The 26,077-nt window shown below is 39.3% G+C and carries 24 protein-coding genes and 1 other annotated feature; of the genes, 11 read left to right on the top strand and 13 right to left on the bottom strand.

The window, feature by feature from the left end; all coding sequences use genetic code 11:
* Positions 1–6: 6 nt before the first annotated feature.
* From OCV11_RS03150 to nfo, 3 genes are all read right to left on the bottom strand, one after another.
* Entirely contained in the window at positions 7–558 is a 552-nt protein-coding gene (locus OCV11_RS03150) for a hemerythrin domain-containing protein (protein WP_261894942.1), read from the bottom strand.
* Between the two features lie 110 nt (positions 559–668).
* On the bottom strand, positions 669–1,358 hold the full coding sequence (gene ung / locus OCV11_RS03145) for a uracil-DNA glycosylase (protein ID WP_261894941.1): 690 nt from the start codon (positions 1,356–1,358) through the stop codon (positions 669–671).
* A gap of 279 nt (positions 1,359–1,637) precedes the next feature.
* Positions 1,638–2,513 carry a deoxyribonuclease IV gene (nfo, locus tag OCV11_RS03140; protein WP_261894939.1) on the bottom strand — a complete coding sequence of 292 codons (876 nt, stop codon included), beginning with the start codon at positions 2,511–2,513 and terminating at the stop codon, positions 1,638–1,640.
* A 326-nt stretch (positions 2,514–2,839) separates the two neighbouring features.
* Here nfo and grcA point away from each other — a divergent pair, with 326 nt between their 5' ends.
* Complete coding sequence (gene grcA / locus OCV11_RS03135; protein ID WP_261894937.1) at positions 2,840–3,217, top strand: autonomous glycyl radical cofactor GrcA; 378 nt, start codon at positions 2,840–2,842, stop codon at positions 3,215–3,217.
* A gap of 92 nt (positions 3,218–3,309) precedes the next feature.
* Here grcA and thrC read toward each other — a convergent pair whose 3' ends face one another.
* The 3 genes from thrC to thrA are packed head-to-tail and all read right to left on the bottom strand — an operon-like array spanning position 3,310 to position 8,028.
* Positions 3,310–4,596 (bottom strand): threonine synthase, encoded by a 1,287-nt coding sequence (thrC, locus tag OCV11_RS03130; protein WP_261894935.1) that lies wholly within the window; start codon positions 4,594–4,596, stop codon positions 3,310–3,312.
* A complete protein-coding gene (gene thrB, locus OCV11_RS03125) occupies positions 4,593–5,549 on the bottom strand; it encodes a homoserine kinase (RefSeq protein WP_261896213.1) in 957 nt (318 codons plus the stop codon). The genes thrC and thrB overlap by 4 nt, the downstream gene beginning before the upstream one ends.
* A 19-nt stretch (positions 5,550–5,568) precedes the next feature.
* Entirely contained in the window at positions 5,569–8,028 is a 2,460-nt protein-coding gene (thrA, locus tag OCV11_RS03120; RefSeq protein ID WP_261894933.1) for a bifunctional aspartate kinase/homoserine dehydrogenase I, read from the bottom strand.
* 29 nt (positions 8,029–8,057) lie between these two features.
* Positions 8,058–8,175: a sequence feature (Thr leader region), on the bottom strand.
* Positions 8,176–8,521: 346 nt separating this feature from the next.
* On the opposite strand from thrA, the gene OCV11_RS03115 reads away from it, so the two are divergent.
* Entirely contained in the window at positions 8,522–9,007 is a 486-nt protein-coding gene (locus OCV11_RS03115; protein WP_261894931.1) for a hypothetical protein, read from the top strand.
* Positions 9,008–9,027: 20 nt separating this feature from the next.
* Here OCV11_RS03115 and OCV11_RS03110 read toward each other — a convergent pair whose 3' ends face one another.
* Together OCV11_RS03110 and OCV11_RS03105 are read right to left on the bottom strand one after the other, a co-directional pair.
* Positions 9,028–9,516, bottom strand: a complete 489-nt coding sequence (locus tag OCV11_RS03110; RefSeq protein WP_261896211.1) for a putative 4-hydroxy-4-methyl-2-oxoglutarate aldolase — start codon at positions 9,514–9,516, stop codon at positions 9,028–9,030.
* A 51-nt stretch (positions 9,517–9,567) separates the two neighbouring features.
* On the bottom strand, positions 9,568–9,960 hold the full coding sequence (locus OCV11_RS03105; RefSeq protein WP_261894930.1) for a DUF3293 domain-containing protein: 393 nt from the start codon (positions 9,958–9,960) through the stop codon (positions 9,568–9,570).
* 320 nt (positions 9,961–10,280) lie between these two features.
* Here OCV11_RS03105 and arcA point away from each other — a divergent pair, with 320 nt between their 5' ends.
* Complete coding sequence (gene arcA / locus OCV11_RS03100) at positions 10,281–10,997, top strand: two-component system response regulator ArcA (protein WP_261894928.1); 717 nt, start codon at positions 10,281–10,283, stop codon at positions 10,995–10,997.
* A 110-nt stretch (positions 10,998–11,107) separates the two neighbouring features.
* On the opposite strand, the gene OCV11_RS03095 is transcribed toward arcA, so the two are convergent.
* Together OCV11_RS03095 and arcB are read right to left on the bottom strand one after the other, a co-directional pair.
* On the bottom strand, positions 11,108–11,557 hold the full coding sequence (locus OCV11_RS03095; RefSeq protein ID WP_261894926.1) for a hypothetical protein: 450 nt from the start codon (positions 11,555–11,557) through the stop codon (positions 11,108–11,110).
* A gap of 1 nt (position 11,558) precedes the next feature.
* Positions 11,559–13,892, bottom strand: a complete 2,334-nt coding sequence (gene arcB / locus OCV11_RS03090; protein ID WP_373332816.1) for an aerobic respiration two-component sensor histidine kinase ArcB — start codon at positions 13,890–13,892, stop codon at positions 11,559–11,561.
* 317 nt (positions 13,893–14,209) lie between these two features.
* On the opposite strand from arcB, the gene OCV11_RS03085 reads away from it, so the two are divergent.
* From OCV11_RS03085 to OCV11_RS03065, 5 genes are all read left to right on the top strand, one after another.
* Positions 14,210–15,583 (top strand): acetaldehyde dehydrogenase (acetylating), encoded by a 1,374-nt coding sequence (locus OCV11_RS03085; protein WP_261894921.1) that lies wholly within the window; start codon positions 14,210–14,212, stop codon positions 15,581–15,583.
* Between the two features lie 331 nt (positions 15,584–15,914).
* Positions 15,915–16,766, top strand: coding sequence for a helix-turn-helix transcriptional regulator (locus OCV11_RS03080; protein WP_261894920.1), 852 nt, complete (start codon positions 15,915–15,917; stop codon positions 16,764–16,766).
* Between the two features lie 160 nt (positions 16,767–16,926).
* Positions 16,927–18,618, top strand: coding sequence for a recombinase family protein (locus tag OCV11_RS03075; RefSeq protein WP_261894207.1), 1,692 nt, complete (start codon positions 16,927–16,929; stop codon positions 18,616–18,618).
* Positions 18,619–19,147: 529 nt separating this feature from the next.
* The gene (locus tag OCV11_RS03070) at positions 19,148–19,654 is read left to right on the top strand and encodes a helix-turn-helix domain-containing protein (RefSeq protein WP_261894206.1); all 507 of its coding nucleotides are present in this window, start codon (positions 19,148–19,150) and stop codon (positions 19,652–19,654) included.
* 12 nt (positions 19,655–19,666) lie between these two features.
* Entirely contained in the window at positions 19,667–19,816 is a 150-nt protein-coding gene (locus OCV11_RS03065; RefSeq protein WP_261894205.1) for a hypothetical protein, read from the top strand.
* Positions 19,817–19,875: 59 nt separating this feature from the next.
* Here OCV11_RS03065 and OCV11_RS03060 read toward each other — a convergent pair whose 3' ends face one another.
* Entirely contained in the window at positions 19,876–21,372 is a 1,497-nt protein-coding gene (locus OCV11_RS03060) for a coiled-coil domain-containing protein (RefSeq protein ID WP_261894204.1), read from the bottom strand.
* Positions 21,373–21,635: 263 nt separating this feature from the next.
* Between OCV11_RS03060 and OCV11_RS03055 the strand changes: the two genes are divergently transcribed.
* Together OCV11_RS03055 and OCV11_RS03050 are read left to right on the top strand one after the other, a co-directional pair.
* Complete coding sequence (locus OCV11_RS03055; RefSeq protein WP_261894203.1) at positions 21,636–22,016, top strand: hypothetical protein; 381 nt, start codon at positions 21,636–21,638, stop codon at positions 22,014–22,016.
* Between the two features lie 125 nt (positions 22,017–22,141).
* The gene (locus OCV11_RS03050; protein WP_252935059.1) at positions 22,142–23,146 is read left to right on the top strand and encodes a DNA cytosine methyltransferase; all 1,005 of its coding nucleotides are present in this window, start codon (positions 22,142–22,144) and stop codon (positions 23,144–23,146) included.
* Between the two features lie 49 nt (positions 23,147–23,195).
* Here the strand turns inward: OCV11_RS03050 and OCV11_RS03045 are convergent, their stop codons facing one another.
* A complete protein-coding gene (locus tag OCV11_RS03045) occupies positions 23,196–24,077 on the bottom strand; it encodes a HaeIII family restriction endonuclease (protein ID WP_261894201.1) in 882 nt (293 codons plus the stop codon).
* A 245-nt stretch (positions 24,078–24,322) separates the two neighbouring features.
* On the opposite strand from OCV11_RS03045, the gene OCV11_RS03040 reads away from it, so the two are divergent.
* Positions 24,323–24,868 carry a sugar O-acetyltransferase gene (locus OCV11_RS03040; RefSeq protein ID WP_373332815.1) on the top strand — a complete coding sequence of 182 codons (546 nt, stop codon included), beginning with the start codon at positions 24,323–24,325 and terminating at the stop codon, positions 24,866–24,868.
* Between the two features lie 17 nt (positions 24,869–24,885).
* Here OCV11_RS03040 and OCV11_RS03035 read toward each other — a convergent pair whose 3' ends face one another.
* On the bottom strand, positions 24,886–25,845 hold the full coding sequence (locus OCV11_RS03035) for a TIGR01212 family radical SAM protein (protein WP_261894916.1): 960 nt from the start codon (positions 25,843–25,845) through the stop codon (positions 24,886–24,888).
* Positions 25,846–26,077: the final 232 nt, after the last annotated feature.

Here is a 26,077-nt window from a genome sequence, read left to right as displayed (position 1 = left end):
TGAGAGTTAATGACATTCCAACGCATTTTCTCGTACGAGTTTAGCCAACTGTTTATAACGATCAGCAATGGTGTCACCAAACAGTGGGTCAGACTCACTTTCACTCCACTGCGATTCGACGTTTCTCCAATCATTGACCGTGAAGGTTTCGATAATCTTTGGTAAAACCGAACGCTCTTCTATATCCAGATGCTGTTTCTGCGCCACAATAAAGTCTTCCAGCTGCGCCATAAACACATCTTGTGGAACTATCGCGTCTTGCAAAATCATCTCGACAATATTTAAGAAGTCGTGCGTTTTATCCGCCAGATCCAAATGCTCTCTTGCTAAGTTCACCATGCTGTCGTCTACGCCATATTTATCAATATAGTAGTGATAAATAATGTCTTCTTTAGGGTGATGAACTGCCTCGGAATGTGTGGAAAGGTAATCCACCACCTCTTTAATAAGGCTGTAATTCACACTTTCTTCAGCTCGCAATGCTTCCAGTTTACTGCGGAGAATTACCAGTAAACGCGTCATGTAACCGTGTTCGCGTCTTATCCGTTCAATCATCATAGTGCAGCTCCTTTACACACTTTTTGTCAGTGTATAAAAGTTAACCAACGCACACTTTGACTGGAGTCGAAGTTTTGCCTCACAGGCACAGTTACCGCCAAAAGACGTCCTTAGACTTCAGGAGCATCTACTGATATTTGCCAATTGATTGGTGTTTTACCCTGCTGCTGTAGAATCTGGTTAGTCTGAGAAAAATGACGGCATCCAAGAAATCCGCGGTGAGCTGACAATGGTGATGGATGTGGTGCTTTCAGAACAAAATGACGGTTAGTATCAATCATGCGTCCTTTTTTCTGCGCATGGGAGCCCCAGAGGAGAAAGACAATCCCTTCGCCATGTTGATTAAGAGCATCAATCACTTTATCGGTAAATTGTTCCCAGCCAGTATTTGCATGAGAATGAGCCATTCCCTGCTCAACTGTCAGCACCGTATTAAGGAGTAACACACCTTGATCTGCCCACTCTTTTAAATAGCCATGGTGCGGTGTGACAAAGCCAGGAATGTCCTGTGTCATCTCTTTATAGATATTCACCAGTGAAGGGGGTGTTCTTACATCAGGAAGGACAGAAAAGCACAAACCATGCGCTTGATTAGGACCATGATAAGGATCTTGGCCAAGCATCACGACTTTCACTTGATTAAATTCAGTAAAACGAAATGCGTTGAATACATCTTTGGCGGGAGGGAAAACCACCTTGCCTGCTTGTCGTTCTGATTCAACAAATTGCAAGGTATGCTGAAAATAAGCCTGTTCTTTTTCGGCACCAATCACATCATGCCAGGTCAATGACTGAGTCATAAAAAGATCCTTAATTCTTTGAGTAATCAGGCCATTGTATACCTAATTCCATCCAGAATGCAGGGTCCCCCAGTCATCAACCTAACTTTACACGCCTATTTGCCCGATTTCTGTGGAGATCGGTGGTGCCCTTGACCATTAACATGGCGATTAGGCACTGGCATTGGGCGGGGACTAACCATTAACACTGCTGCTGACATAACGACTTCCTCCGATACTGCTAGGTCAACATTTTACATGAAAAAAAGATGCCAATATTGTGAGTCTGCCGCGAAAAACTTACGCCTCTAAGTGGAATTGCCTTAATTTTGCAATTTCTTCAGGCCAAATGTCTGGATCAATCGTTTCTAGAATCAGAGGGATACGATCAAAGCGAGGATCTTTCGCTATATACTCAAAACACGACCAACCAATCGTACCTGCACCTAACGAATGATGGCGATCGACCTTACTACCGCAAGGGTTCTTTGAATCATTGATATGCATTGCCCTTAAATAGTGCATGCCAACAACACGATCAAATTCAGCAAAGGTGGCAGCACATGCCTCCTCTGTCGTTAAATCATATCCAGCGGCAAAGGTGTGGCAAGTATCGATACAAACACCGACACGACTCTTATCTTCAACTTGCTCAATAATTTGCGCCAAATGCTCAAAACGCCAGCCCAAATTACTGCCCTGCCCCGCGGTGTTTTCAATCACGGCAATCACATTCGGCACCGCTTGGTGCGCCAAATTAATCGACTCAGCAATTTTACTGAGACACTCAGCTTCAGAGATCTGCTTAAGATGACTACCTGGGTGAAAATTCAATAACTTAAGACCTAGTTGCTCACAACGCTCCATCTCATCAATAAACGCTGCCCTAGATTGCGCCAATTTCTCCTCATCGGGTGCACCCAAATTGATCAGATAAGAGTCATGCGGCAAGATTTGTTCGGCAGAAAAACCCAACGCTGCACACTTACGTTTAAAGTTAGCAATCGTCTTATCATCCAGTGGTTTTGCCACCCACTGTCTTTGGTTTTTAGTGAACAGTGCAAAAGCATTTGCCCCAATCTCTTTTGCTCTTACAGGAGCTTGATCCACACCACCGGCAGCGGAAACATGTGCCCCAATCCATTTGTTGTCATTTACCATTTTGGAATTTGTCATTAAATCACTTTTTACTTTCAGATTTATTTTCTAACAGTTTGATATTATGCAATAAGAACTTATGAAATGTAATAAATGTAGTAAATTTACAACATTTATTACATTTAACTATTTTTTAAATCATCAAATTTATTGTTAGTGCCTTATTTTCATTAATCTTATTGATGCAAGTCAAAAAAATAACCTCTAATAAAATGAGGTTTATTGTTGTTAATTGACCTAAATCAATACTATAATTATGGACATTAGGTATACAATACCCAGCTCAACATAGAATTGAAATTTAACACCAACAAACACCACTCTGAGTGGTTTAGGAGATTGTGATGATCCAAGGTATTCAAATTACTAAAGCAGCTAACGATGAACTACTGAACTCTATCTGGTTGATCAATTCTGAAACCAATGAAGCTCGTTGTGTTGCTGCACTAAAAGGTTTCGATGCGGATCAAGTCGTTCCTCTAAGCGATCTCGGTGACTACGAAAGCCGTGAAGTAGCAATTGAATCTGCTCCACGTGTTGAAGGTGGCCAACACCTGAACGTTAACGTTCTACACCGCGATACTCTATTGGACGCAATTGATCATCCAGAAAAATACCCTCAACTAACTATCCGTGTATCTGGTTACGCAGTGCGTTTCAACTCACTAACTCCAGAACAACAACGTGACGTTATTTCTCGTACTTTTACTGAAACAATGTAATTCAGTTCTAGATTGAATGAAAAAGCGGTGCATTGCACCGCTTTTTTTATGCTCATTTTCCCTTGCTATTGATATAGAAAGGGAAAATAAAATTAGCCGCTGATTTTCACCAACAGTTCACGCAATTGAGCAAAGTCTGCATCAAAATTCAGAGAGAGAAGATCCATCGCGGCATGTTTCGCCAATGGTGCTGGCAGCTCAATATCTGAACCTAGAATTGAATCAACGACTTCTTTGAATTTCGCTGGGTGAGCAGTACATAGGAATAGACCCGTTTCATCTGCCCCACGTTGCTCTTCTAACACTCGGTATGCAATTGAACCATGTGGTTCACATAGATAACCGAGATCATTGAGCTCACGAACCGCTTGTGCAGCCGTTGCATCATCACGTACAGCACCTTTACCTAAGGTTTCTAGACCCCAACCTTGAATACGGCACAGCTCTTCAATACGTGGCCAGTTATTTGGCTGACTCACATCCATCGCATTCGATGTCGTTGCTACGGTTGGTTTAGGATCCCATTTACCTGTTTCTAGATAACGCGGAACCGTATCGTTAGCGTTGGTCGCAGCGATAAAGCGTTTCACTGGCAAACCTAGTGCTTTAGCCAAAAGACCAGCAGTTAAGTTACCGAAGTTACCACTTGGTACTGAAATAACTAAGTTTTCACGCTCTGCTTTACTCATCTGCGATGCGGCTTCGAAGTAGTAGCAAATTTGTGCCATTAAACGAGCGATGTTAATTGAGTTTGCTGAGTTTAAGCCGACTTGTTGACGTAGTGCTTCGTCATCAAAGGCTTTTTTCACCATCGCTTGGCAAGCATCGAAGTCAGAGTTGATCGCAACGGTGTGGATGTTATTACCCAAAGTACAGAAAAGTTTCTCTTGTAGTGGGCTAATTTTGCCTTTTGGATACAGGATAACTACGTTGATGTTTTCCATTCCATAAAAAGCATGAGCAACCGCCGCACCAGTGTCACCAGAGGTTGCAGTCAAAATTGTGATTTTGCCGCCATCAGATACTGCCGCCAAAGATTGCGCCATAAAACGGCCACCAAAGTCTTTAAAAGCTAAAGTTGGACCGTGGAATAACTCAAGCGCATAAACACCATCTTTTACCGCTTTGATAGGTGCTGGAAATTGAAAAGCATTGCCAACCATTTCCGCCACTTTTTCTTTCGATAACTCATCACCAATCAATGCTGAAAGGATCTTGGTACTGCGAGAGATAAAATCTTCCGCTAGCAGGGAGTCGATGTCTTCAAACTTTGGCAATTCCGCTGGGAAAAATAAGCCTTGGTTACGGCCTAGACCTTGGCGTACTGCTTGTCCAAAGGACACCTGTTCATCATTTTCTTTTATATTGTAAAGCTTCATAGCTCACTTCCTGTCACTTTTGAACCTTGTTTGTCTAATCGACAAATGTGTACAAAGCCTTCTTCGTTTTGCACATAATTTTGTTCTAGCCAACGAGCAACTCGCTCAGCGACTTCTTTCTCTTTGCACACGCTAAATAGCGTTGGGCCACTACCCGAAATACCCGTCGCTAATGCACCAGCAGAAAGTGCGTATTTGCGTGCTTCAGGAAAACCTGGTAGCAGTTTCTGACGATATGGTTCAGCAACCACGTCTTTGATCATCTTCGCTGCCAGTTCTCGCTGCCCAGTATGACAAGCATGTACAAAACCAGCAAGGTAACGGCCATGAGCAATGATGTCTTGGCGACGATATTGAGCAGGTAGAATCGCACGCGCTTCTGCGGTCGATACTTTGATGCCTGGATAAGCCATTACCCAAAACCAGTCATCAAAACATGGCACTTCCTGGCTAATGATTCCAAGCTCTTCCACCATCAATTGCACGCCACCAAGATAGCAAGGTGCAACGTTGTCATAGTGAACACCACCGGAAATTTTTCCTTCCATCTCCCCCATTAGAGCGAGCAATTCGGTTTCATTCAGAGGTTGACCATGAAAACGGTTTAGCGCATCTAGAGCGGCAACGATAGAACAAGCACTCGAACCTAAACCAGACCCGATCGGCATGTTCTTTTCAAGCGTCATTGCTACCGGTTTTAGAGCGATATTTTTCTTCGCAATTTCACGAGCAAATACCTGCCAACAATCGTAAACGATGTTCTCTTTTGGATCGCTTGGCAATTTACCAACAAAACGTCCAACAGCATTTAACGTGAAAGGTTCACTACCGGCTTTCACTTCAACACGATCGCCTAGCAGAGTACCGTCGACCGGAGAGACTGCCGCTCCCAATACGTCGAAACCGACACTTACGTTACCAATGGAAGCGGGAGCGTAGACTACTACGCCCATGTCATCTGAACTCATTCGATTACACCCCTAATTTCCAGCCAAGTGTGCGCATCACATCGGAGAACACACCAGCTGCAGTTACCTCAGTACCTGCGCCGTAACCGCGAAGTACCAATGGGATTGGTTGATAATAACGGCTGTAGAACGCTAATGCGTTTTCGCCTTCTTTTACTTTGAACATTGGATCGTTTTCATCGACCATAGCAATGCGCACACGGCACTGACCATCGGCGATTTCACCAACATAACGCAATACTTTACCTTGCTCAGCCGCTTTTGCAGACTGCTCACTGAAATACGCATCAGCTTGAGGTAAACGAGCAATAAACTCTTCAACGCTGCCGCTCGCATCAAAACCCGGTGGCAACGCAGGCTCAACAATGACATCGCTTAGTTCAAGTGATAGGCCGGATTCACGAGCCAGAATCAACAGCTTACGAGCAACGTCCATACCAGACAAGTCATCACGAGGATCGGGTTCAGTAAAACCTTTATCTTTCGCCAACAAAGTCGCTTGGCTCAGAGTTAAACCTTCATCGAGTTTACCGAAAATAAAGGAGAGAGAGCCTGACAAAATGCCATTGAACTGTTCTAGTTCATCGCCGGCTGCAATTAGGTTTTGCAAGTTTTCAATAACCGGCAAGCCCGCACCTACCGTTGTTTCATACATCAACTTACGACGAGAGTGACGCGCCACTTCACGAAGTTGTTGATAATAAGCCATGCTACCAGTGTTGGCCTTTTTATTTGGCGTCACTACGTGGAAACCAGCAGCAAGAAACTCAGCGTACTGACTAGCAATCTGATCACTAGAAGTACAATCCACCAGCACTGGGTTAATAATGTGATTACGTTGAACAAGCGCAATTAGACGAGCCAAACTGAACTCTTCAGTCACATTCTGCATTTGATCACGCCAATGTGCTAACTCTAGACCTTCGCTGTCCAAAATCAGACCTTGGCTATTGGCTAAACCACAAACGCGGATAATCGTGCCTTTTTGTGCCAATTTTTCTTGTTGACGGTGGATTTGATCAACGAGTTCGCCACCGACACCACCGACACCGACAACGAACACATCAAGGTAGTGTTTAGAGTTGAAGAAATTCTCATGACAGGTTTTCACTGCTTCAGCGATTTTGTACTCAGGAATCACAGCAGAGATAGCTCGCTCTGAAGAACCTTGGGCAATAGCAATAATGTTCACATGCACTTCAGCAAGAGAAGTAAAAAACTGTGATGCGATACCACAAGTCGTACGCATCCCATCACCGACGAGACTGATGATAGCGAGGTCGTCGATAAAGTCGACCGGCTCAAGCAAACCATCTTTCAACTCCAACTCGAACTCTTCAGAAAGAGCAAACTGAGCTAGTGCCTTATGCTGAGCTTCAATACAGAAACTGATGCTGTACTCAGATGACGATTGCGTAATAAGCACGATAGACACGCCGTGAGCCGACATAGCGCTAAATACGCGACTTGCCATGCCAACCATGCCTTTCATACCTGGACCTGAAACGTTAACCATCGTCAGATTGCTAAGCGTGGTGATACCTTTAATCTCAAGCTGATCTTCACCAGTATCTTGACCAATTAACGTACCAGCACCTTGTGGGTTGAAACTGTTTTTAATCAAACATGGGATTTGGAACTGAGCAATTGGAGCGATGGTTTTAGGGTGCATCACTGATGCGCCAAAATAAGAAAGCTCCATTGCTTCTTGGTAGCTCAGTGATTTAAGCAGACGCGCTTCTTTCACTAAGCGCGGGTCACAGTTGTAAACCCCATCAACGTCTGTCCAAATTTCACAACAGTCGGCACGTAAACAGGCGGCCAATACGGCTGCTGAGTAGTCAGAACCATTACGACCAAGACAAACCAATTCTTGCTTTGCGTTACCCGCGGTAAAACCAGGCATGATAGAGACATGATTTTCAGGCAGTGGCGCTTGGCGGAATTTCTTAGTTGACGCATCCACGTCAACAGCAGCTTCAAGATAGTCGCCTTTGGCTACCAAATAGGTCACAGGGTCAATTAAAAATGCGTTAAGACCTTTAGCTTCCATTACGGCTTTCATCAATTGAATCGAAAACCGTTCACCTTTACTAATAATACGAGCGTTGATGTTATCTGGGCACATGCTAAGCAGCGTAATTCCATGGACAAACGAACGGAGTGTGGCCATAGATTGACGAACATGCTGAAGAACATCTGTACCGTCGAGATTAGGTAGAATCGCTTTAATGTCGTTAAGCAGTTGGTGAAATTCAGCTTCGAGTTGTTCTACTTGTAGTTCCGCTTCACCATGACGCATAGCACTCTCAATAATGGAGACAAGCTTATTGGTTGTTTTACCAGGCGCTGAAAGAACTACAGCGACCTCTTCTTGCTTGGCATTATTGGCGATGATATCTGCCGCTCTTAAAAAACGGTCAGCATCCGCTAACGACGAACCTCCAAACTTTAATACTCGCATCCCTTCCTCCGAGAAGATTTTAATAGGTATAAAAAAAGGCCTGTATCGTTGGGATACAGGCCTTTTTTGAAATTTTTTACGCTCAGCAGCCTGCCCCAACATGCGTAATGTCGGTAATAATAATGGTGGTGGTCATTACTACTAGGCTGATGGATAACATAGACGTTCTTGTGTCACTTTTGTGTTTGCGTGACACTACGTTTAACCTATTTTCGCATGGCGAGTCAATGAAAAAATGTTTTTTTTTCATTCCACCTCCTATATGCACTTGAAATAATAACAATCCCTATAGGATCAATTGATTTTCTTCACTGCGGCGATATTTTGTCCGCAGAGCAAGACTGACTGCATTAATCACAGAAACAATTAAATAAACTCGACTATGCTTAGGTTAGGCAAATCTCTAATGACTTCTTGGTGTAAACAGCAATATGTTTCGTGATCATTAAGGGATAGTGATTGTGGCATCCATTACCCAATAGGGGGAACAATAATGAAACTCGCATGGCTGCTGAGTTCTTATTTGTTGTTATCCATATCAGCTCAAGCTTACACCCTACCGTCACTCACTGATGACTCCACACCAGCAGTGTCGCCACATAATTTATTTATCAGTGGCCAACAAAATGGCAATAGTTTAGATGGATGGGTAGTCGATAGTGGTTACCGCTACTCTCTGTTTGATGATATTGACCTATTTATCGGGACCAGCTTAGGGACTCGCGTCGACTCAGAACTGACTGATAAAAGCTTCATGAGTGGTTTAAGCTATCAATACAGTGATCGCTTATTACTTAAGAGCACGTTACATTCCGTGATTAGCTCATACCATCGCGACATTAAAGACCCGAGCGGTGACTCTATTTCCGCTGAATTTTCCAGCCAATATCGGGTATCAGATAAGATTGATGTGCATGCCACTCTCGGTTATCAAGAGTGGCAGCAAGATGTTGAAGTTGGATTAGGGTTTCGCTTTTAATTCGTGACAATAATGACGAGTTAAAAGGTGAGATCCAACTCAACTGGAGAAAGCAGCATGCCATTCCAATCAGCATAAATATAATCGCCAGGTAACACGATTTGATTAAGCATTGAAAGTTTCACATTAACTTCCCCTGCGCCACGCTTCTCAGTTTTGATTGGGCAAGTGCCCAAAGCTTTGACTCCGAGATCCATTTCCGACATTGCAACCACATCGCGAACTGCGCCATATATAATGACCCCTTCCCACCCATTCTCAATGGCAGAAATGGCAATTTGATCGCCCATCAATGCGCGTTGGCAAGAGCCATGTCCATCCACAACTAAGACTTTCCCTTTACCATTGGTTTGTAAAATATCTTTCACTTTCGAGTTGTCGTGATAGCAACGAACCGTTACGACTTCGCCCCAAAAAGAAAATCGTTGGCCGAAATTCTGTAACGGCAGATCAAGTAATGTGACCTTGGAACCGTATTTATCGCTAATATCCGGTGTTATGTCTCTCATCATTCCTCCTTGATTTTTTATCGTCTCCAAGCCACTCAACTACGAACTTGGCTATTTTTTTATAATCATTTTTTCAATGTTGCCTAGGGAGATGTGCTGTAAATCCACACAAGAATACAGATACAGTATGTTACTTCTTACGTAATAGATGGCATTTTGCTCAAAAGTGCGAGCGAGATCCAACGCCATCCCTAACTCCATAGCAACGGCAAAACTTTCTTCAAACCATTCAAATTTGGCATCACCAACGGTGACACTTACCCAATCATAATCAATTAGTTTGAGCTGTAAACGCTGATTATTTAGGCGATTCTCATTATGTGACAACCTTCGGCTTTGAGGGTTCCAAGCTGTGATCACAGCATAGCAATCTTTGAGAAAAGGCTCTTCGAAGTCAAACTTAACCTCTGAATAATATTGCCAAAGTTGTGCATCTATTTTCATTTAAAACTCAATTTACAATTGATTACGACTGTTAATAACGCTTCAATTACAACTCTTGATGTAAATCAACAAAGTGATTGGAATTAACATTTGGTCGTTGTTAGCATGCTGTTAACATTATAGAATCCGCCCAAAGCCTAGTAGAACCTTGAAGTGGGGAGACTTCAATTGTTATTACAACCCAGGGAGGGCGGGCGAAGTAAGAGAACATTTAGTCAAAATACATCGGTTTATGATCAACATAACATTACATGTATGTTATATTTTTGCCTAGAATGAGTTCTATTAGCACAGTTTTTTCACAATTTTAGGTACCGCCAATGCAAACCCCGCAGATTCTTATTGTTGAAGACGAGCAAGTTACTCGTAACACTCTAAAGAGTATTTTTGAAGCAGAGGGATACGCTGTTTTTGAAGCAAGTAATGGTGAAGAGATGCACCATGTGCTTTCTGAGCACCCAATTAACTTAGTGATTATGGATATCAACTTGCCGGGTAAAAATGGTCTGCTGCTCGCTCGCGAACTTCGCGAACAGGCAAATGTGGCCCTAATGTTCCTGACTGGTCGCGATAATGAAGTCGATAAAATTCTGGGATTGGAAATTGGTGCTGATGATTACATCACCAAACCATTCAACCCTCGTGAATTGACGATTCGCGCACGTAACTTGCTAAGCCGTTCTATGAATGCAAGCGCTTCTCAAGAAGAGAAACGTTCTGTAGAAAAATATGAGTTTAACGGTTGGGTTCTTGATATCAACAGTCGTTCTCTGGTAAATCCAAGTGGTGATGGTTATAAATTACCTCGTTCTGAATTTCGCGCATTGCTTCACTTCTGTGAAAACCCAGGTAAAATTCAGACTCGTGCAGATTTACTGAAAAAAATGACTGGCCGTGAACTAAAACCTCATGACCGCACTGTAGACGTGACTATCCGTCGTATTCGTAAACACTTTGAATCTGTTTCTGGCACACCAGAAATCATTGCTACGATTCACGGTGAAGGCTACCGCTTCTGTGGTGACCTAGAAGACTAATCAATGTTGCAGCGTCATCGGCTGCAATATTTAGTCTTCCAAAACTAAGTCATAAAAAAGCCCTGATTTATCAGGGCTTTTTCTATATCAACTGTTGATACTCAACCGGGTTAGTACACTCGATCAATCTCAATTTTCCGTTCAACTAGCCAAACATCACCATCGGTATCGACCAATTCAAGTGCAACAGAAACGGTTTTGTTCAAGTGCAATGCGATTTCGGTTTGGAATACCACTTCCCAAACGTTCTCACTTTGAGTACGTAACTCAACATCATCGCCGTTGATCACCCAAAAATCTTTACCTTGCTTTAGCACGATCTGCTTAACCGTCAAATCGGCTGGTAACTCACCTGATGTAGTTAAGGTCAATGTCCCGTTCAAATTACGAGTTTGTGCTGACTTATCGACATTCGGTAATAAGTCAGTCCACAGGTTACTCTTTAATTCAACATCGATATGCGCTAATTCAGCCAAGTTACCCTGCTCCCAGTTCACATCTGGAGAGAAGGAACAGGCGGTCAAAAAACAGACCAAGGTGAGTAATGCGAACTTTTTCATACTATTTCCTTTGAGCTAACCACTGTTTTAGCACTTGAATATCAGACTGATATTCATTTTTTATTTCATCGACCCAGTCGGTGATGTTCTCCCACCAAGCTGGGGCGTCTGGCGTTTGCGCTTTTTGCGCAACACTTTGAATATGTTTCAAACCAATAGAACCAGCAGCGCCTTTGATTTTATGAGCTTCAGAGGCAATACCCTGCTGATCTTTAGCCACCATATTTGAGTCCAACACTGCTAGGTATGAAGGCATCATCTCTTCAAAGAGTTGCACACTTTCAATGACAGGTTGAGCGCCGACAATATTGACGTAAGACTCTAACATATCCAGATCAAGAAGCCTTGAATAAACTTCGTTTCTGATCTCACTCTGCACAGATTCTTGTGGATGAGACTCTTCCTGATGTTCTATTCCCGTCATTTTTGCGATCACCTCTTGCACAGCCGCAACAGACAGCGGTTTACTTATCGCATCATCCATCCCTTTTTGGCGATATTCATCTTTGTTTTTCAGTACATTAGCTGTCAATGCTACCAGAGGTGGTAGCTGTTTATAACGAGCTCGGAAATCTTTGGCGATATCAAAACCCGTCATATCCGGCAACTGAATATCTAAGAAGACCAAATCGTACATTTGTGGGTCAAAGCTGGCTTTCGCCTCTTCCCCGGTCATCGCCACCGTGACATGGTGCCCGAGTGATTCCAACAAAGAGCGAGCTACGGTGATATTGAGAGGAATATCCTCAACCATAAAGATATTTAGAGGACGTTGTGACTCATACTGAATCGATTTATCTTCCTGCTCTTGAGCTAACGGAACACGAATTGAGACCGTAAAGGTACTGCCGAATCCTTCTTCACTGCTCACAGTAATGTCCCCATCCATCAAGTTAATCAATTGACGAGACACAGATAACCCAATACCCGTACCAACCGCGTGCAGATTATCTTTACCTGATTTCACTTGGTAATACATGGCGAATATTTTATCTAACTCACTTTCTGGAATACCGATCCCGGTATCTTCAACATCCATCACGATATCGGCAAAGCCATCTTCTATTTCCGCACTGACGGTCATAACAATGCCGCCTTCTTTAGTGAATTTCACCGCATTACTGATGATATTCCACAGAACTTGGCGTAATCGTGTCGCATCAACTTCAATCATGTGCGGCAAGTCGGTAATGCGATCCAGATCGAAACGCAATCCTTTCTGCTCTGCCATCAAGGTAGAAAGGCTCTCTAACTCAACCACAAATTCATCAAAATCGAGTGGTGCAGGGAAAAGCTCCAACTTACGGCGATCGAATTTATCCATATCGATAATATCGTTGAAGATATTGCCCAACGTGACCGCGCTGACGTTAATTGTCTGCATGTATTTGTGTTGCTCTTGGGTCAATGGCGAATCAAGCAGCATACGACTTAACCCAACGATCCCGTTTAGAGGAGTACGCAATTCATGACTGATCGTTGAAATAAACGTGGTTTTATCTCGAGAGGCTTTTTCCAATGACTCTTCATGACGCTTACGCTCGGTAATATCACGGCCAAAACCAACCAAACCTAAGTGATCCCCATCTTTGCTATAAAATGGCACCTTACGCAGTTCGAAAAAGCTTTTGCTACCATCTGGATATTCAAGCCATTGTTCATACGTGATTGAGCGATTGTTTTTAAACACATCTTGGTCGGTTTCCACAATCGATTTAGCGATCTCTTTGCGATACACATCCCATGGGGTTAAGCCCACCAGTTCGCGTTCGCTCCGTCCTGTCAACTCTTCCATGGCACGGTTACATCCGGAAAACTCGCCATTAGCATTACGGTAATAGATAAGGTCGGGAGAAGCATCGATAAAGGAACGCAGTAGTGCGGTTCGTTCAGCTAACTCAAGCTGTGTTTGTTCACGCTGATGGACTTCGTTTTCCAGATCCACCATCGCTATCTCGCGAGCTTCTTCGGCTTTAATACGCTCTTCAATCTCTTGATTGAGTTTGACAATGTTCTGCTGCAGCTTCTGATTTAGCTCCTGATCGCGAGAACGCATGTCTTTCAACTTCGACACGAGTTTTGAAAGGCGCTGCCGTGACTCTTCAAGTTGATCGACCACGACAGAAAGAAAATAGACAGCCCATGGAGTAATAAGCAAACCAAAAAAGACTGAACGGACAATATCAATATCATCCACATGACCTTTTAAAGCTAAGGTAATCCCCACTTGAACGACAACAGCCAGCGCCACAAGCGCCAGCGCTAATAGAATAGAAAAGCGCAAAATGCCCAGTTTGACTAATAAGTCGACGTAGTACTGGGCCAAATTTTTCATTGGTTTCATTCAAAACTCCATAGGAATGAATTAGTGCTAGTCTAGCGTGTTTCCCCCCTGTTCGTCAGCTTTCTCAATCACAACCCATTGAAGTTAAGTGATTAGTCACCTCCTCCCCTTCATCTCAGCCAATTTTGCAAAATAGCTAGCTTTAAAAGAATTTATTAACCCGATCACGTATTTTGCCCTCCGATTCAAACAATTAAAAAAATAGCTATTTTTTTAAAATGTGAATTAGTTGTGAAAAAGCCCCGTTGCTATTATCCGCGCCATGGAAAGCTCACAAACATAATGAGTACAACACTGGAGAAATTCCCATGACACGTGAAACCCTAACCAACGAGTCTGTACAAGAAGCTCAAGCGCTAATTCAACAAGCATCTCAAGCGCAAGCTACCTTAAAAACCTTTTCTCAAAAGCAAATTGATACCATAGTAAAAAGCATGGCTGATGCCGCTTTGCGCGAAAGCATTCGTCTTGCACAGATGGCTGCCGATGAAACAGGTTTTGGTAATGCTGCCGATAAAGTAGTGAAGAACGAGTTTGCGAGTAAAAAACTTTACGAACACATTAAAGACCAGAAAACCATTGGAGTGCTAAAAACTGATCCAGTGACTCGCACTATGGATGTTGCTGTACCTATGGGGGTTGTGGCTGCGTTGATTCCATCAACTAACCCAACGTCTACCACCATCTATAAGACGATGATTGCACTCAAATCTGGCAATGGCATTGTTATTTCTCCGCACCCATCAGCGATCAAATCTATTACAGAAACTGTCCGTATCGTCTATGAAGCTGCACTCGCTGCGGGAGCTCCTGAAGGCATTATTGGCTGCATGAGCAAACTCTCTTTAGAAGGTACTCAAGCACTAATGACTAGCCATGACACCGCTATGATCCTAGCTACAGGTGGCGAAGCGATGGTGCGTGCAGCCTATAGTTCAGGTAATCCAGCAATTGGCGTTGGCCCAGGAAACTCTCCGGCTTACATCGAAAAGTCAGCTAACGTAACCAAAGCAGTAGAAAAGATTTTCCTTAGTAAAACCTTCGACAACGGCGTTATCTGTGCATCAGAGCAATCCATTGTGGTTGAAAAATCCATGGAAGAACGCGTACGCAATGAGATCGTGAAAAATGGTGGTTATTTCTTATCTGAAGAAGAGTCAGCGCAACTAGGCAAGTTCATTCTGCGTGAAAACGGCACGATGAACCCTCAAATCGTAGGCAAAACTGCACAATATGTTGCAGAGCTTGCAGGTCTTACGGTTCCTGATGACACTCGTATTCTGCTTTCTGAGCAAAATACAGTGAGCAAAACTAACCCATATTCAAGAGAGAAGTTAACGCCAATTCTTGCTTTCTATGTGGAACAAGATAATGCAGCTGCGCTACAACGTTGTGCTGATCTATTAGTGAACGAAGGCAGTGGTCACACTGCATCCATTCACTCTAATAACATCAGTGTGATTAACGAATTCTCGCTACGTATGCCGGTATCTCGCTGCCTAGTCAACACACCAAGTGCGCTTGGCGGTATTGGCGCAACTACCGACCTAACACCAGCACTAACTCTAGGTTGTGGCGCGGTTGGCGGCAGTTCAGTATCAGACAACGTTGGCCCAGAGCACCTATTTAATATTAAGAAAGTGGTTTATCACTTCGAAGAACAACTGGAAAACGTTGCTTAAGTTATCTTGGTTTCCTCTGCGTCAGTGACATTCCCAAGCTTCTGACACTGAGGACAAGCAAAGACATTATCCCCTTTCGCTTGTCTCAACCATTGACATAAGCAGGCTCAACAAGACCTATCACCTTACTTGTTGGGCCTTTCTTATTTAATCATCGACTAAATCCAGATCACATATTTCACTAAATGCTGAGAATCCACATTATCTAACTCATTAAATTTAATGATGAAAGATTTAAAAATGAACTTACGCTCATAAAAACTAATATAGTGAAGAGGAATAACTTCCCCTATAATCGGCGCAGTTCAGGCATAAATAGAAGAGGTGCCCTATGGATAAAATTTCAAATTTTAACAAGGTAGCTGAAACCGAATATGCTTTTTCAACCGATAGCATCAATTTGATGTACTACGACCTACCCAAGCATTTTTGCGATGAGTATCGTTCGTATGACTCGCCTCGCCTCTGTACTATTATTTCTGGCACCAAAACAGTCAGCATTAACCAATCTGAACGCTTCGTTTACGGTAAGGATCAATTTATCCTTTTACCGCCTCATTCGAATGTTTATATGTCGATGCCTGAATACACCAAAGCCTTAGTGTATGAATTCAGCGATCATCTCATTGATGACGTGAGCCAGAAAGTGTCTGCCAATTTGCAAATTGAGCTAGCTAAAGACATTACCTACTCAACCTTTTTCTTGGACTCCATTTCTCATCGACTCACCGCACTGCAATCTCGTATGCAAGAAATCATGGCGGAAGAAGATGCGAATATGAAATTTTTAGTCGATATCACTTGCCAAGAACTCGTCTATGAACTGATGAAGATTCAAGGTTGCCACGATATTATTCAGCACCACCAACATCATCCGATCAATAAAGCGATTCGATTAATGAACTCGAATCAAGGTAATCACATGTCGATTTCAGATATCGCTGAAGAAGTGGATATGTCGTTATCAAATTTCAGTCAAAAATTTAAATTGATCACCAATCAATGCCCAAAAGATTACATAACCAAACTGCGGTTAAAAAAATCTCGCCAGTATTTACGTAATCTGTCGGTGACGGACACCGCTTATGAAGCCGGTTATGACAATATTTCCCACTATATTCGTCTATTTAAGAAAGAATATGGCTTAACCCCTAAGCAATATCAGTTAATGGAAGTTCGTTAACCCATTAAATATCAGTCATTGCTAAATAATCCCTCACAGTATGTCGAATAAAGTAAATTCGACCTACTTCTCTTTTTACCTGATAACAGCCCCGTGCTTTTTAATATAATTTACAGGAAAGAATTTATGTTAAGATTTGCATAATCTAAGGAGCCTAGTGATGCAAAAAATTATATACCCATACGTTCGGTTTAGCAGTGAACAACAATCTGGCGGTAGTTCTTACAAGCGACAGCTTGGCGATATTTTAAAGTATGCGAAAGAGAACGGCTATACCGTAAATGATAGTCTTGAATTGAGAGATTTAGGCTTATCAGCGTATAAAGCCGATCATATCAAAAAGGGCTCACTAGGCGATTTCTTTGACGCTATAGATACGGGAATTATTGAAACAGACGGAACTGCTTATCTGTGTGTTGAACAATTTGACAGGCTCTCACGACAAAGTTTAGACGATGCCTCTGATGTATTGAGAAAGATACTTAGATCGAATATCAACGTCATAACGCTGATGGATAAGAGGGTCTACACAAAAGAAAGTCTCAATGACTTAATGAGCGTTATGTATTCATCTATGCTCATGGCTCAGGCGAATGAAGAAAGTGCAAAGAAATCAGAACGGATTCTAAAGAGTTTTGACGCTAGACTAGACGCATTACATGACGGTAAACAAATACAATATGTTGGGATTTTTCCCGGTTGGATCGACAATAAAGGTACTAAGAAAGAAACAAATTTTGTTTTAAATAAAAAAGCTGAGATCGTAAAAAGAATATTCAAAATGTATATAAATGGAATCTCTTTTAACGAAATAGCAAGGACTTTAAATTATGAAAAAACTCCACAAGTGGCAAAAAAAAGACAAAAAAACTTTACTAACCTTTGGAGTTCAGCAAAAGTAAATCACATTTTAAAAAATCGCTGTGTATTAGGTGAATTGTACATTCGAAAAACTGGTGATACATTTAAAAACTACTATCCTCAAATCATTTCAAACGATGATTGGGATATAGTTCAATCTATGACTAAAACAAAAAAAACAATAAAAACATCAGGACGAAATTCAATAAACATCTTTACAGGAAAAATATTTTGTTCTGGCTGTGGCCAAAAATACTATTTTGAAACTGATGATAAAATTTTAAAGTCAGGTAAAAAATATTATCATATGCTTAAATGCTCTGGTAGACGTGGGCTACAATGCAAAAGTGCATCTATTAAATATGATGATTTTCTAATATCAATGCCTAACATGTTCGGTTTAATAGATACAAAACCACAAGACAATAGTGATAAAATCAAAAAAATAAAAGAAAAAATAGCCGAGATATCAAGTTATTCAAAAAGTATTAATGAAAAATTATTATTACTTGAAGAACTTAACAATAATGACGAACTAGATTTTACAATATATCTTAAAGAAAGTTCAAAACTACAAAAGCAAATAAGAGAGAATGATGCACGTATAGCCAGTTTCAAAGTTAGCATATCAAGATTATCAAGTGATAATAAATTAGATTATTTTGACAAAAACGATCCTATTTCAATAAAAAAAGCAAAAAAATTTATAAATGAAAATTTTGCAGGATTTATAATATCAAGCGATTCCAGAAACTGCACTGCTTTATATAACAATGGTCAAATCATTTACTTTAAAGTGAAAAATAGCAAGATAGAAAAAACAAAGAATATTATTGAAAAAGCTGATGGTTTCAAAGAATTTTTCGATCTTAAAGAGGAAGTAGTTCAAGCATATAAAAATGGCACTATGGACGGACGTTTTTCTGAGATATTAAAAGCAACAAATTTCTGGGGAATTGAAACTCCAGAAAAATATTACACTTTCGAATAATAATCCCTCACTAGTCAAAATCAGAGCAACCCCATAGGGTATCGGGGGGTGTGGGGGAGACTTGCCCCCCACATTTCCTACCCAAATTTTCAAAATGATCCGTCCTTTCATTTTTCGACCAATCGAACAAGGAAAATTTCTACTCGCATACGCTCAAACACACGTAAGAAACTTACTCGTAATTACCTATTAAAAGCAGATACAAGAGAGCAACTTAAAAAATAGCTTAAAATAAGGATTTTTTTCCGACCAATGAGATCCTTAGAGATCCCATTAATGGGCACACTTTTCGAAAAATCAGCTAATTTTCCGCTTAATGAAGCCCAAATTTAATGGGTAAACCTTGTTATTTTATTTGATTTTTCTTTATTTTTATTGGTTTAATATTTTCTAAAAAGATGAAGTATTTCACTTCACATTAATGTGAATAATACGTCTTTAATCGAGATTTTTATTTCCCAACTATTGACAAATAAAAAATATATGTTTCATTAATTATATTCAATTTATAAATATAGGAGAAATTAAAATGAATAATATTATTGAAAATAATAAATATAAAACATATAGAGAAGATAGCCAAGAATGTCCAGTAATTCTAAATAGAGACAAAGAAACAGGAGAGATAGAAGCAAAACAATTGAGCGCACCTTTTTTTGCATTTAATAAAGAAAATTACAAATCCAAAGTTTTGTTAGCAAGAGAGGAACCTATTGCTAATTCTATTTTTGAGTTTTTTATATCTGAGATGGACGGAACTAATGCAATATGTATTTCAATGGCTACGTTAGAAAAATTATTTAAACTTAGTAGACGAACTTTATCAAGACACATTAGAGTTCTTGTTGAAAGAAAATTCATTGAAATATTTAAAAATGGAAACATGAACATTTATGCAATAAATGCCTTTATTGTATGGACAAAAGGTGATGCTAATTTGTGGAAAGCAAAATTTAAAGCAACTATTTATTTAGACTATAATGAGCAGACAAAGAAAATAAAAAGAGAATATTCAAAACAAATAACAACAAAATAACAGGAGAAGAAAATGAACGAAAGTAATTATGACTATGAAGATGTTGGAAACTGCAAAATATGCAATGAAGATACTAATCACGGTGAAGATATATGCAGAAACTGCCAAGAGCAAGAAGCCATAGATAATTGCGATGATCCTAATGATTGGGGTCGTTATTAATTATTTACTATACTATCATATTATAATAAATATTATTAAATGAACTATAATTAGTTCATTTAATTTCTGTTATATTTAATGGCATTTTTCTTTTCTTCATTTGGTTGTAGATCAATAGCATCATTTTTTAACCTTTCCCCTAATTCAGAATCAATTTCTTTAATTTGCTTTTGCCTTTTAAAATAGTTAAATAAACTTGGTTTTAAATCATTTACTGCATATTCATAAGCGCTTGTCAGGGCATCTTTTACCGCCTCTTTTAATTCTTCATATTTTTTATTAAGATCATTAATTTTTTCATTAAGTTTAAGTAAAATATTTACCTTGTCTATTATTTCAATATCTATTTTTTCAACCTCTTCTTTTTTTGATTTTATAACCATATTTTGAGTTGCTATTTTTGTTTTATTTTTAGCTAAATTTTCATTTGTTTCTACTAATTTTTCTTCAGCCACCTTATTTTGTTCTTTCAATTTACCAGCTCTAGTCCATTCTCTTTTCTGTGATGGTCTAAATTTATCTTTGAATTTTTCAAAGTCATTTAACTTTTCTACTGCTGTTCTTTTTTCAAGGTTTACTTCATATTTCCTTTCTTTTAAAAAAGCATTCATCTTTTCGAAAATATAATCTTGATACACTTCACCAAATTTTTTAACTTCTGTAAATGTTAAATCATTATAATGATTAATATTTTCAAAAGGAAAAATTTTACTTTCTTTTTTATATACTCTTTTCAAATTTAAAAAAACTTGCTGTTGAATGTCCATTTCACCAGTTTGATTATTTTTACCAGAATATTCAATATGAGCATGGGGATTGTCTGGGTTTTCATCTAAATGAACAACTAAATAATTAACAGAAAAATCAGGATATAATATTTTACTAATGCCATTTACAAAATTAGCCAAATCCGTAGGTTTAACATTTAACCCTGTATCATCAGGGAACTTATAAACCAACTCCTTGCTGAAAACTGTATATTCTGTATTTCTACTTTTCACTCCTATCAATTGATTATAATCTGATAATTCTTTTAGTCTTTGAACTTTTTGATTAAATCTTTTTATCTTTGCAGCACAATTTTTTAAATTATAAATTTCTGTTTCTGGATCTATTTCGTCAGAGCCTAACCTATCCGTTAAGTCTTGCCAGAACTCACTTTCTGAACCATCAGAACCATCCTTATAACGTTTTAATGCAGCTTTTGCTTTTGCCCTTTTATCAGATAGTTCTGCTTTGTTTGAGTCGCTAAAAGCACTTTCTAGATTAGCCAAGTATTCCTTTTTTTCTTTATCCAGTTTAAATGTTATTTGATTATAGAGGTTTTCTCCTTTCTCCGGATTAGATAGTTTTAATTTCCCGTTTTCGTCAGGAATATATAAAACATTATTTTTTGTCAAACCGAAATCACAGATATCGTTCATTTCTAATTTGTCTGTATATAAACTTTCAAGAACTGCTTTGGCTCTTAAATTATGAGCACGAGACCGATTTGCTTTACCTCTACGATGTCCGTGGTGATTGAAATTTGAGTGGTATAACCTTTGTTTTGTCATTTGTCTTTTCTCCTATATTTTTATGCCCTCTTTTTATTTGATTAAACTTTTTAAAGTTTACCAACCTAAAATTAAAGTTTATCCGAGCGCAGCAATGGAAAACTTATGTTTTAGAATCGTTGGTAGTCTATTCTTAGTATATCCAAAGTGTAAAATATAACTTTCACTACAATTATATTAATTACATAATCCTAAACAAAGTCAATATTATCTATTGATAAATAAATAATTAATGATACTTTATATTTAGTGAGGTATAAAATATGGATGACAATATAAAAACATTTCTAGAATCAAAAAACAAAAACGTTTTATCTAAAAGTTTAAATAATGAAATAATCTTGAAAAAAAATATTTGCGAGAATGAAAAATATAAATTGAAGGAAAGATTAAAAACAAAAAATCAACTAGAAAAGAAAAGACAAGAACCAAGTCAAAGATTAAAAGATAAAATAGAAAATCACCAATTGATAATTGGTGATTTAGAAGCTGAAATAGAAAACTTAACGACATGTTTTCTTCAATCTATTGATTTAACTAACATCGCACTATCTAAACTTAGAAAGTTAGATCCTGAGAAAGCGCATGAAATGGAGTATAGTCAATCTCTAAAAACTCATAACGCTCGAAGAAATCGACTTTAACAATTTGCTACGCCGAAAATGTGTGATATAAATCACGAATTTTTAATAAACAGACAAAAAAGCACTGGCCTTATATCCAGTTATTTGCTTCAATATGGTAATTCTTCTTACTAGAGAAAATGTATATGCAACTAAAAGTAAACTCTTTCTTTTCAGGAGCTGGTGGACTCGACTTGGGTTTTGAAAAAGCTGGATTTTCAATACCATTCGCCAACGAATATGATAAAGACATATGGGCGACTTATGAGCTTAATCACCCAAATACCAAGTTAGATAGACGTAGTATCGTAGATATTCCTAGTATAGAGGTACCTGATTGCGACGGAATTATCGGTGGTCCACCGTGTCAAAGTTGGAGTGAAGCAGGCTCAAGAAGAGGAATAAATGATCAGAGAGGTCAGCTATTTTTCGATTTTATTCGTATTTTAAAAGATAAACAGCCTAAATTCTTCCTAGCTGAAAATGTTAGTGGTATGTTAGCACCAAGACATAAAGAAGCTTTAGATAATATAAAAAAAACATTCCAAGATGCTGGGTATGATCTTTTTTTTAAACTTCTAAATGCTAATGATTACGGCGTAGCACAAGATAGAAAACGAGTTATATTCATCGGATTTAGAAAGGACTTAGGTGTTTCTTATTCTTTTCCTGAAGCATTGGATAACAAACCTAAACTAAAAGATTGTATAATGGATTTAGATGGGCTAGCCGTTCCTGCAATTTCTAAATCTAAGCCAAATCCTGACACAGTAATTCCTAACCACGAATATATGACAGGATCGTTTTCTAGTATGTATATGAGTAGAAATAGAGTAAGAGCTTGGAATGAGCCATCATTTACTATTCAGGCTGGTGGGAGACATGCACCAATACACCCATCAGCACCAAAAATGGAAAAACTAGAACAAAACAAATTCCTATTTGTTGATGGCTTTGAATATAGACGGCTAAGTGTTCGTGAATGTGCTAGAATTCAAGGATTTCCAGATAGTTTTAGATTTATATATAATGATGTTTCTGCTGGTTATAAGATGATTGGAAATGCTGTTGCTGTAAATTTTGCTTATGCTATAGCAAATAGTATAAAGAAATCACTAGAAAATGTTCTTAAATTAGAATTAGTAGCATAACTCTAATTACATAGATTACATAGAGGAGGTTATACCTCCTCTATATCGATTAAAGATCAATGCTACATCTATTAATATAATTTTCTTCATCATAAAGTATATTTGTGTCAAACTTTAGACTAATAGAACGACCAAGATTAATTCTACTACTAGCAGTGTGTAATCTTGACCTAAACGAAATACCGTTATTGAAGTGAACATCTACATAACTATTATTATATATTTCTGCACGCATGTCTGTAGGTCTAGGTATATTGTAAAAGTTTAATATGTCAATTTTATTTCTTGTAATAATTACTTTTTCAAATTCATAGATACCTACAATAAATGAAAAATACTCTTCAGCATAGCTTCTATATTTATTTAAATAATTAATATAATTATTACAAATATTTCTATAAAGATTTAAAATAATATCAGGATTTCTTTGTTTAACAACATTAAAGGTTGTTTCACCTTCTAAAAGGTTATCATAAAAATCTTTTTCTATTGCTTTAACTTTATTTCTATATTCTTTATTAATTAAATCATTATTAATACCAAGTTGGTCTATTAGTGAACCTGGTCTAGGGTGTTTAACAGCTTCATGGTTATGCTTAAGCGAAATATTATAAACATATCCATCAACCAACCATAACCTTATATCTGTAACATCACCTCTTGTTCCTTGAGTATCGGTTAATCTACTTAATTTTATTATTTCATTATCATAACCGATACGACTAGGTAATATTTCACTTACAAAATAATCAGTATTTTTAATAAAATACGCTTGAACATTATCAGGTAATGACTTGAGTTTCCCAAAATCTCTGATTTGATCGTGTTTTGTTTGTTCATCAATACGAGCAGTTGGATAGTACCTGATCAGTGCCTGTGTTAATGCATACTCCAGCGCCCTTCCATTATCATTAGATGTGCTATTAGCCATAATGCAATATTCCTTATAAAACAATAGGAATAATATTGCCACAGTTAATAGACTAGGACCAAGTTATTATTTCTAATACAAAAAATAGGAACGAAAACAAAGTTAGTTGAATCCCAGAGATTCACTATATAGTAGAAAATACATTTTTATTCCTGTAAATATTGCATAACACTGTAGTATTACCCGCAGTAATAGTTGTTTATATCATTGGTTATACAAGGGAAATCATGAGTGCTTATCAAGACATGGTAGCGGGAAAACGCTACTCAATTAATGATGCTGAACTGATCGAAATTCGCAATCTAACCCGCAATAGAGTGGCAGAATATAATCTTTTGCCACGAGAAGCCCACGATCAGCAACAGGCACTATTGAGTCAAATTTTTGCGCAAGTCGGAGAAGATGTTCATTTCGAAAAACAGTTAAATGTTGACTATGGCGTGAACACTACGCTCGGCAGTCATGTTTTCATCAACTTCAATTTTGTCTTATTAGATTGCGCTCCAGTAACCATAGGCGACCATGTGTTTATTGGTCCTAATGTACAAATTTATACGGCACATCATCCATTAGATGCAGCAACTCGTGACCAACACATAGGCTGGGCGGAGCCTATTACCATAGGCTCTCACGTTTGGATTGGTGGCGGGGCGATTATTTTACCAGGAGTGACAATTGGTGAAGGCGCTGTCATCGGTGCAGGTAGCGTAGTGACCAAAGATGTCCCTGCCTATCATCTGGCTATGGGTAATCCAGCCAAAGTATCCCGAACACTACCTCAAGAAAACTAACGCTAAATAGGCTCTATTTAGTTGGTATTGTGATTGAGAACCTGACTATTAGGCAGGGTGTAACAAAATGGCTGGCCAAGCAAGGAACCTTGCGGGCCAAGCTCATTGAGGATTTTGCCTAACTCAGTCATCGCTAACCAGCGATTCTCACACCAGAGTGGGGATAATAGTGTTGGGCGGCGAGCCGCTGAAGAAACTCGGTGATAAATGATCTCTGGCGGAGTACGGCGAATCATTTCGCTCGCGACATCAAGATAGAACTCCAGTGTTGGTGCCTCAAGCTTTCCTGCATGCCATGCTCTCGCCATCGTGCTCCCTTCGACAATGTGTAAAGCATGCAATTTAATGCCATCGGTTCCTGTCTCTAACACTTTGGCGAGCGTTTGCAGATTGTCCTCTTTCCCTTCTTTGGGTAAGCCGATAATCAGATGGGTACACACCTTGATTCCAAGCGCACGTGCACGTGGCACTATCTCAGCATAGGCCGCGTAGTCATGGCCGCGATTGATTCGTTTAAGAGTCTGGTCATTGGCCGTCTGCAACCCCAACTCCAACCACACTTCATATCCTTGCTCTACATAAGAACCTAATAGTTCTAGCACGGCATCAGGAACACAATCGGGACGAGTCCCCACACATAGCCCTACGATGTTGGCCATTTTTAACGCCTGCTCATACATATTTTTCAGGACTTGCACTTCAGCATAAGTACTTGTGTAAGCTTGAAAATAAGCAAGGTATTTGTTGGCGCGGGCAATTTCACCGGCGCGATTGGTCAGTTGCTGCTCAATCGATTGAATTTGTGTTTGTTCATCGACAAACGAAGCCACATTACAAAAAGTACACCCACCGCGCCCAATGGTGCCATCGCGGTTAGGACAACTAAAACCACCATGTAATGTCAATTTATGGACTCGCTCTCCATAGCGACGATGTAAATCTTGACCAATGGTATTAACCAATTCATGTAACTGCATGGAGAGCTTCCGTTGAACTTAAAAATGGACGAATAAAATACCGAGGCAGTTTAGGCGACCAGAAGGGCTGCAAGCCTAATCAAAATCAAGAAAAGTGCATAAAATCGCGTTTTATACTGCGCCTATCTTTCTATCGCAGTGGGTTCACAGTAATCATGAAGATTTTTTCAATAAATTAGAGCAAAAAACTAAATACAAACTAATATTCAGACTATAAGTCTGGCAAATAGCC

This window comes from Vibrio porteresiae DSM 19223, assembly GCF_024347055.1.
In the GTDB taxonomy this organism is placed as follows: Bacteria; Pseudomonadota; Gammaproteobacteria; order Enterobacterales; family Vibrionaceae; genus Vibrio; species Vibrio porteresiae.
The sequence above is the reverse complement of the archived record's forward strand: the minus strand, read 5'-3'. Positions and strand labels throughout refer to the sequence as shown.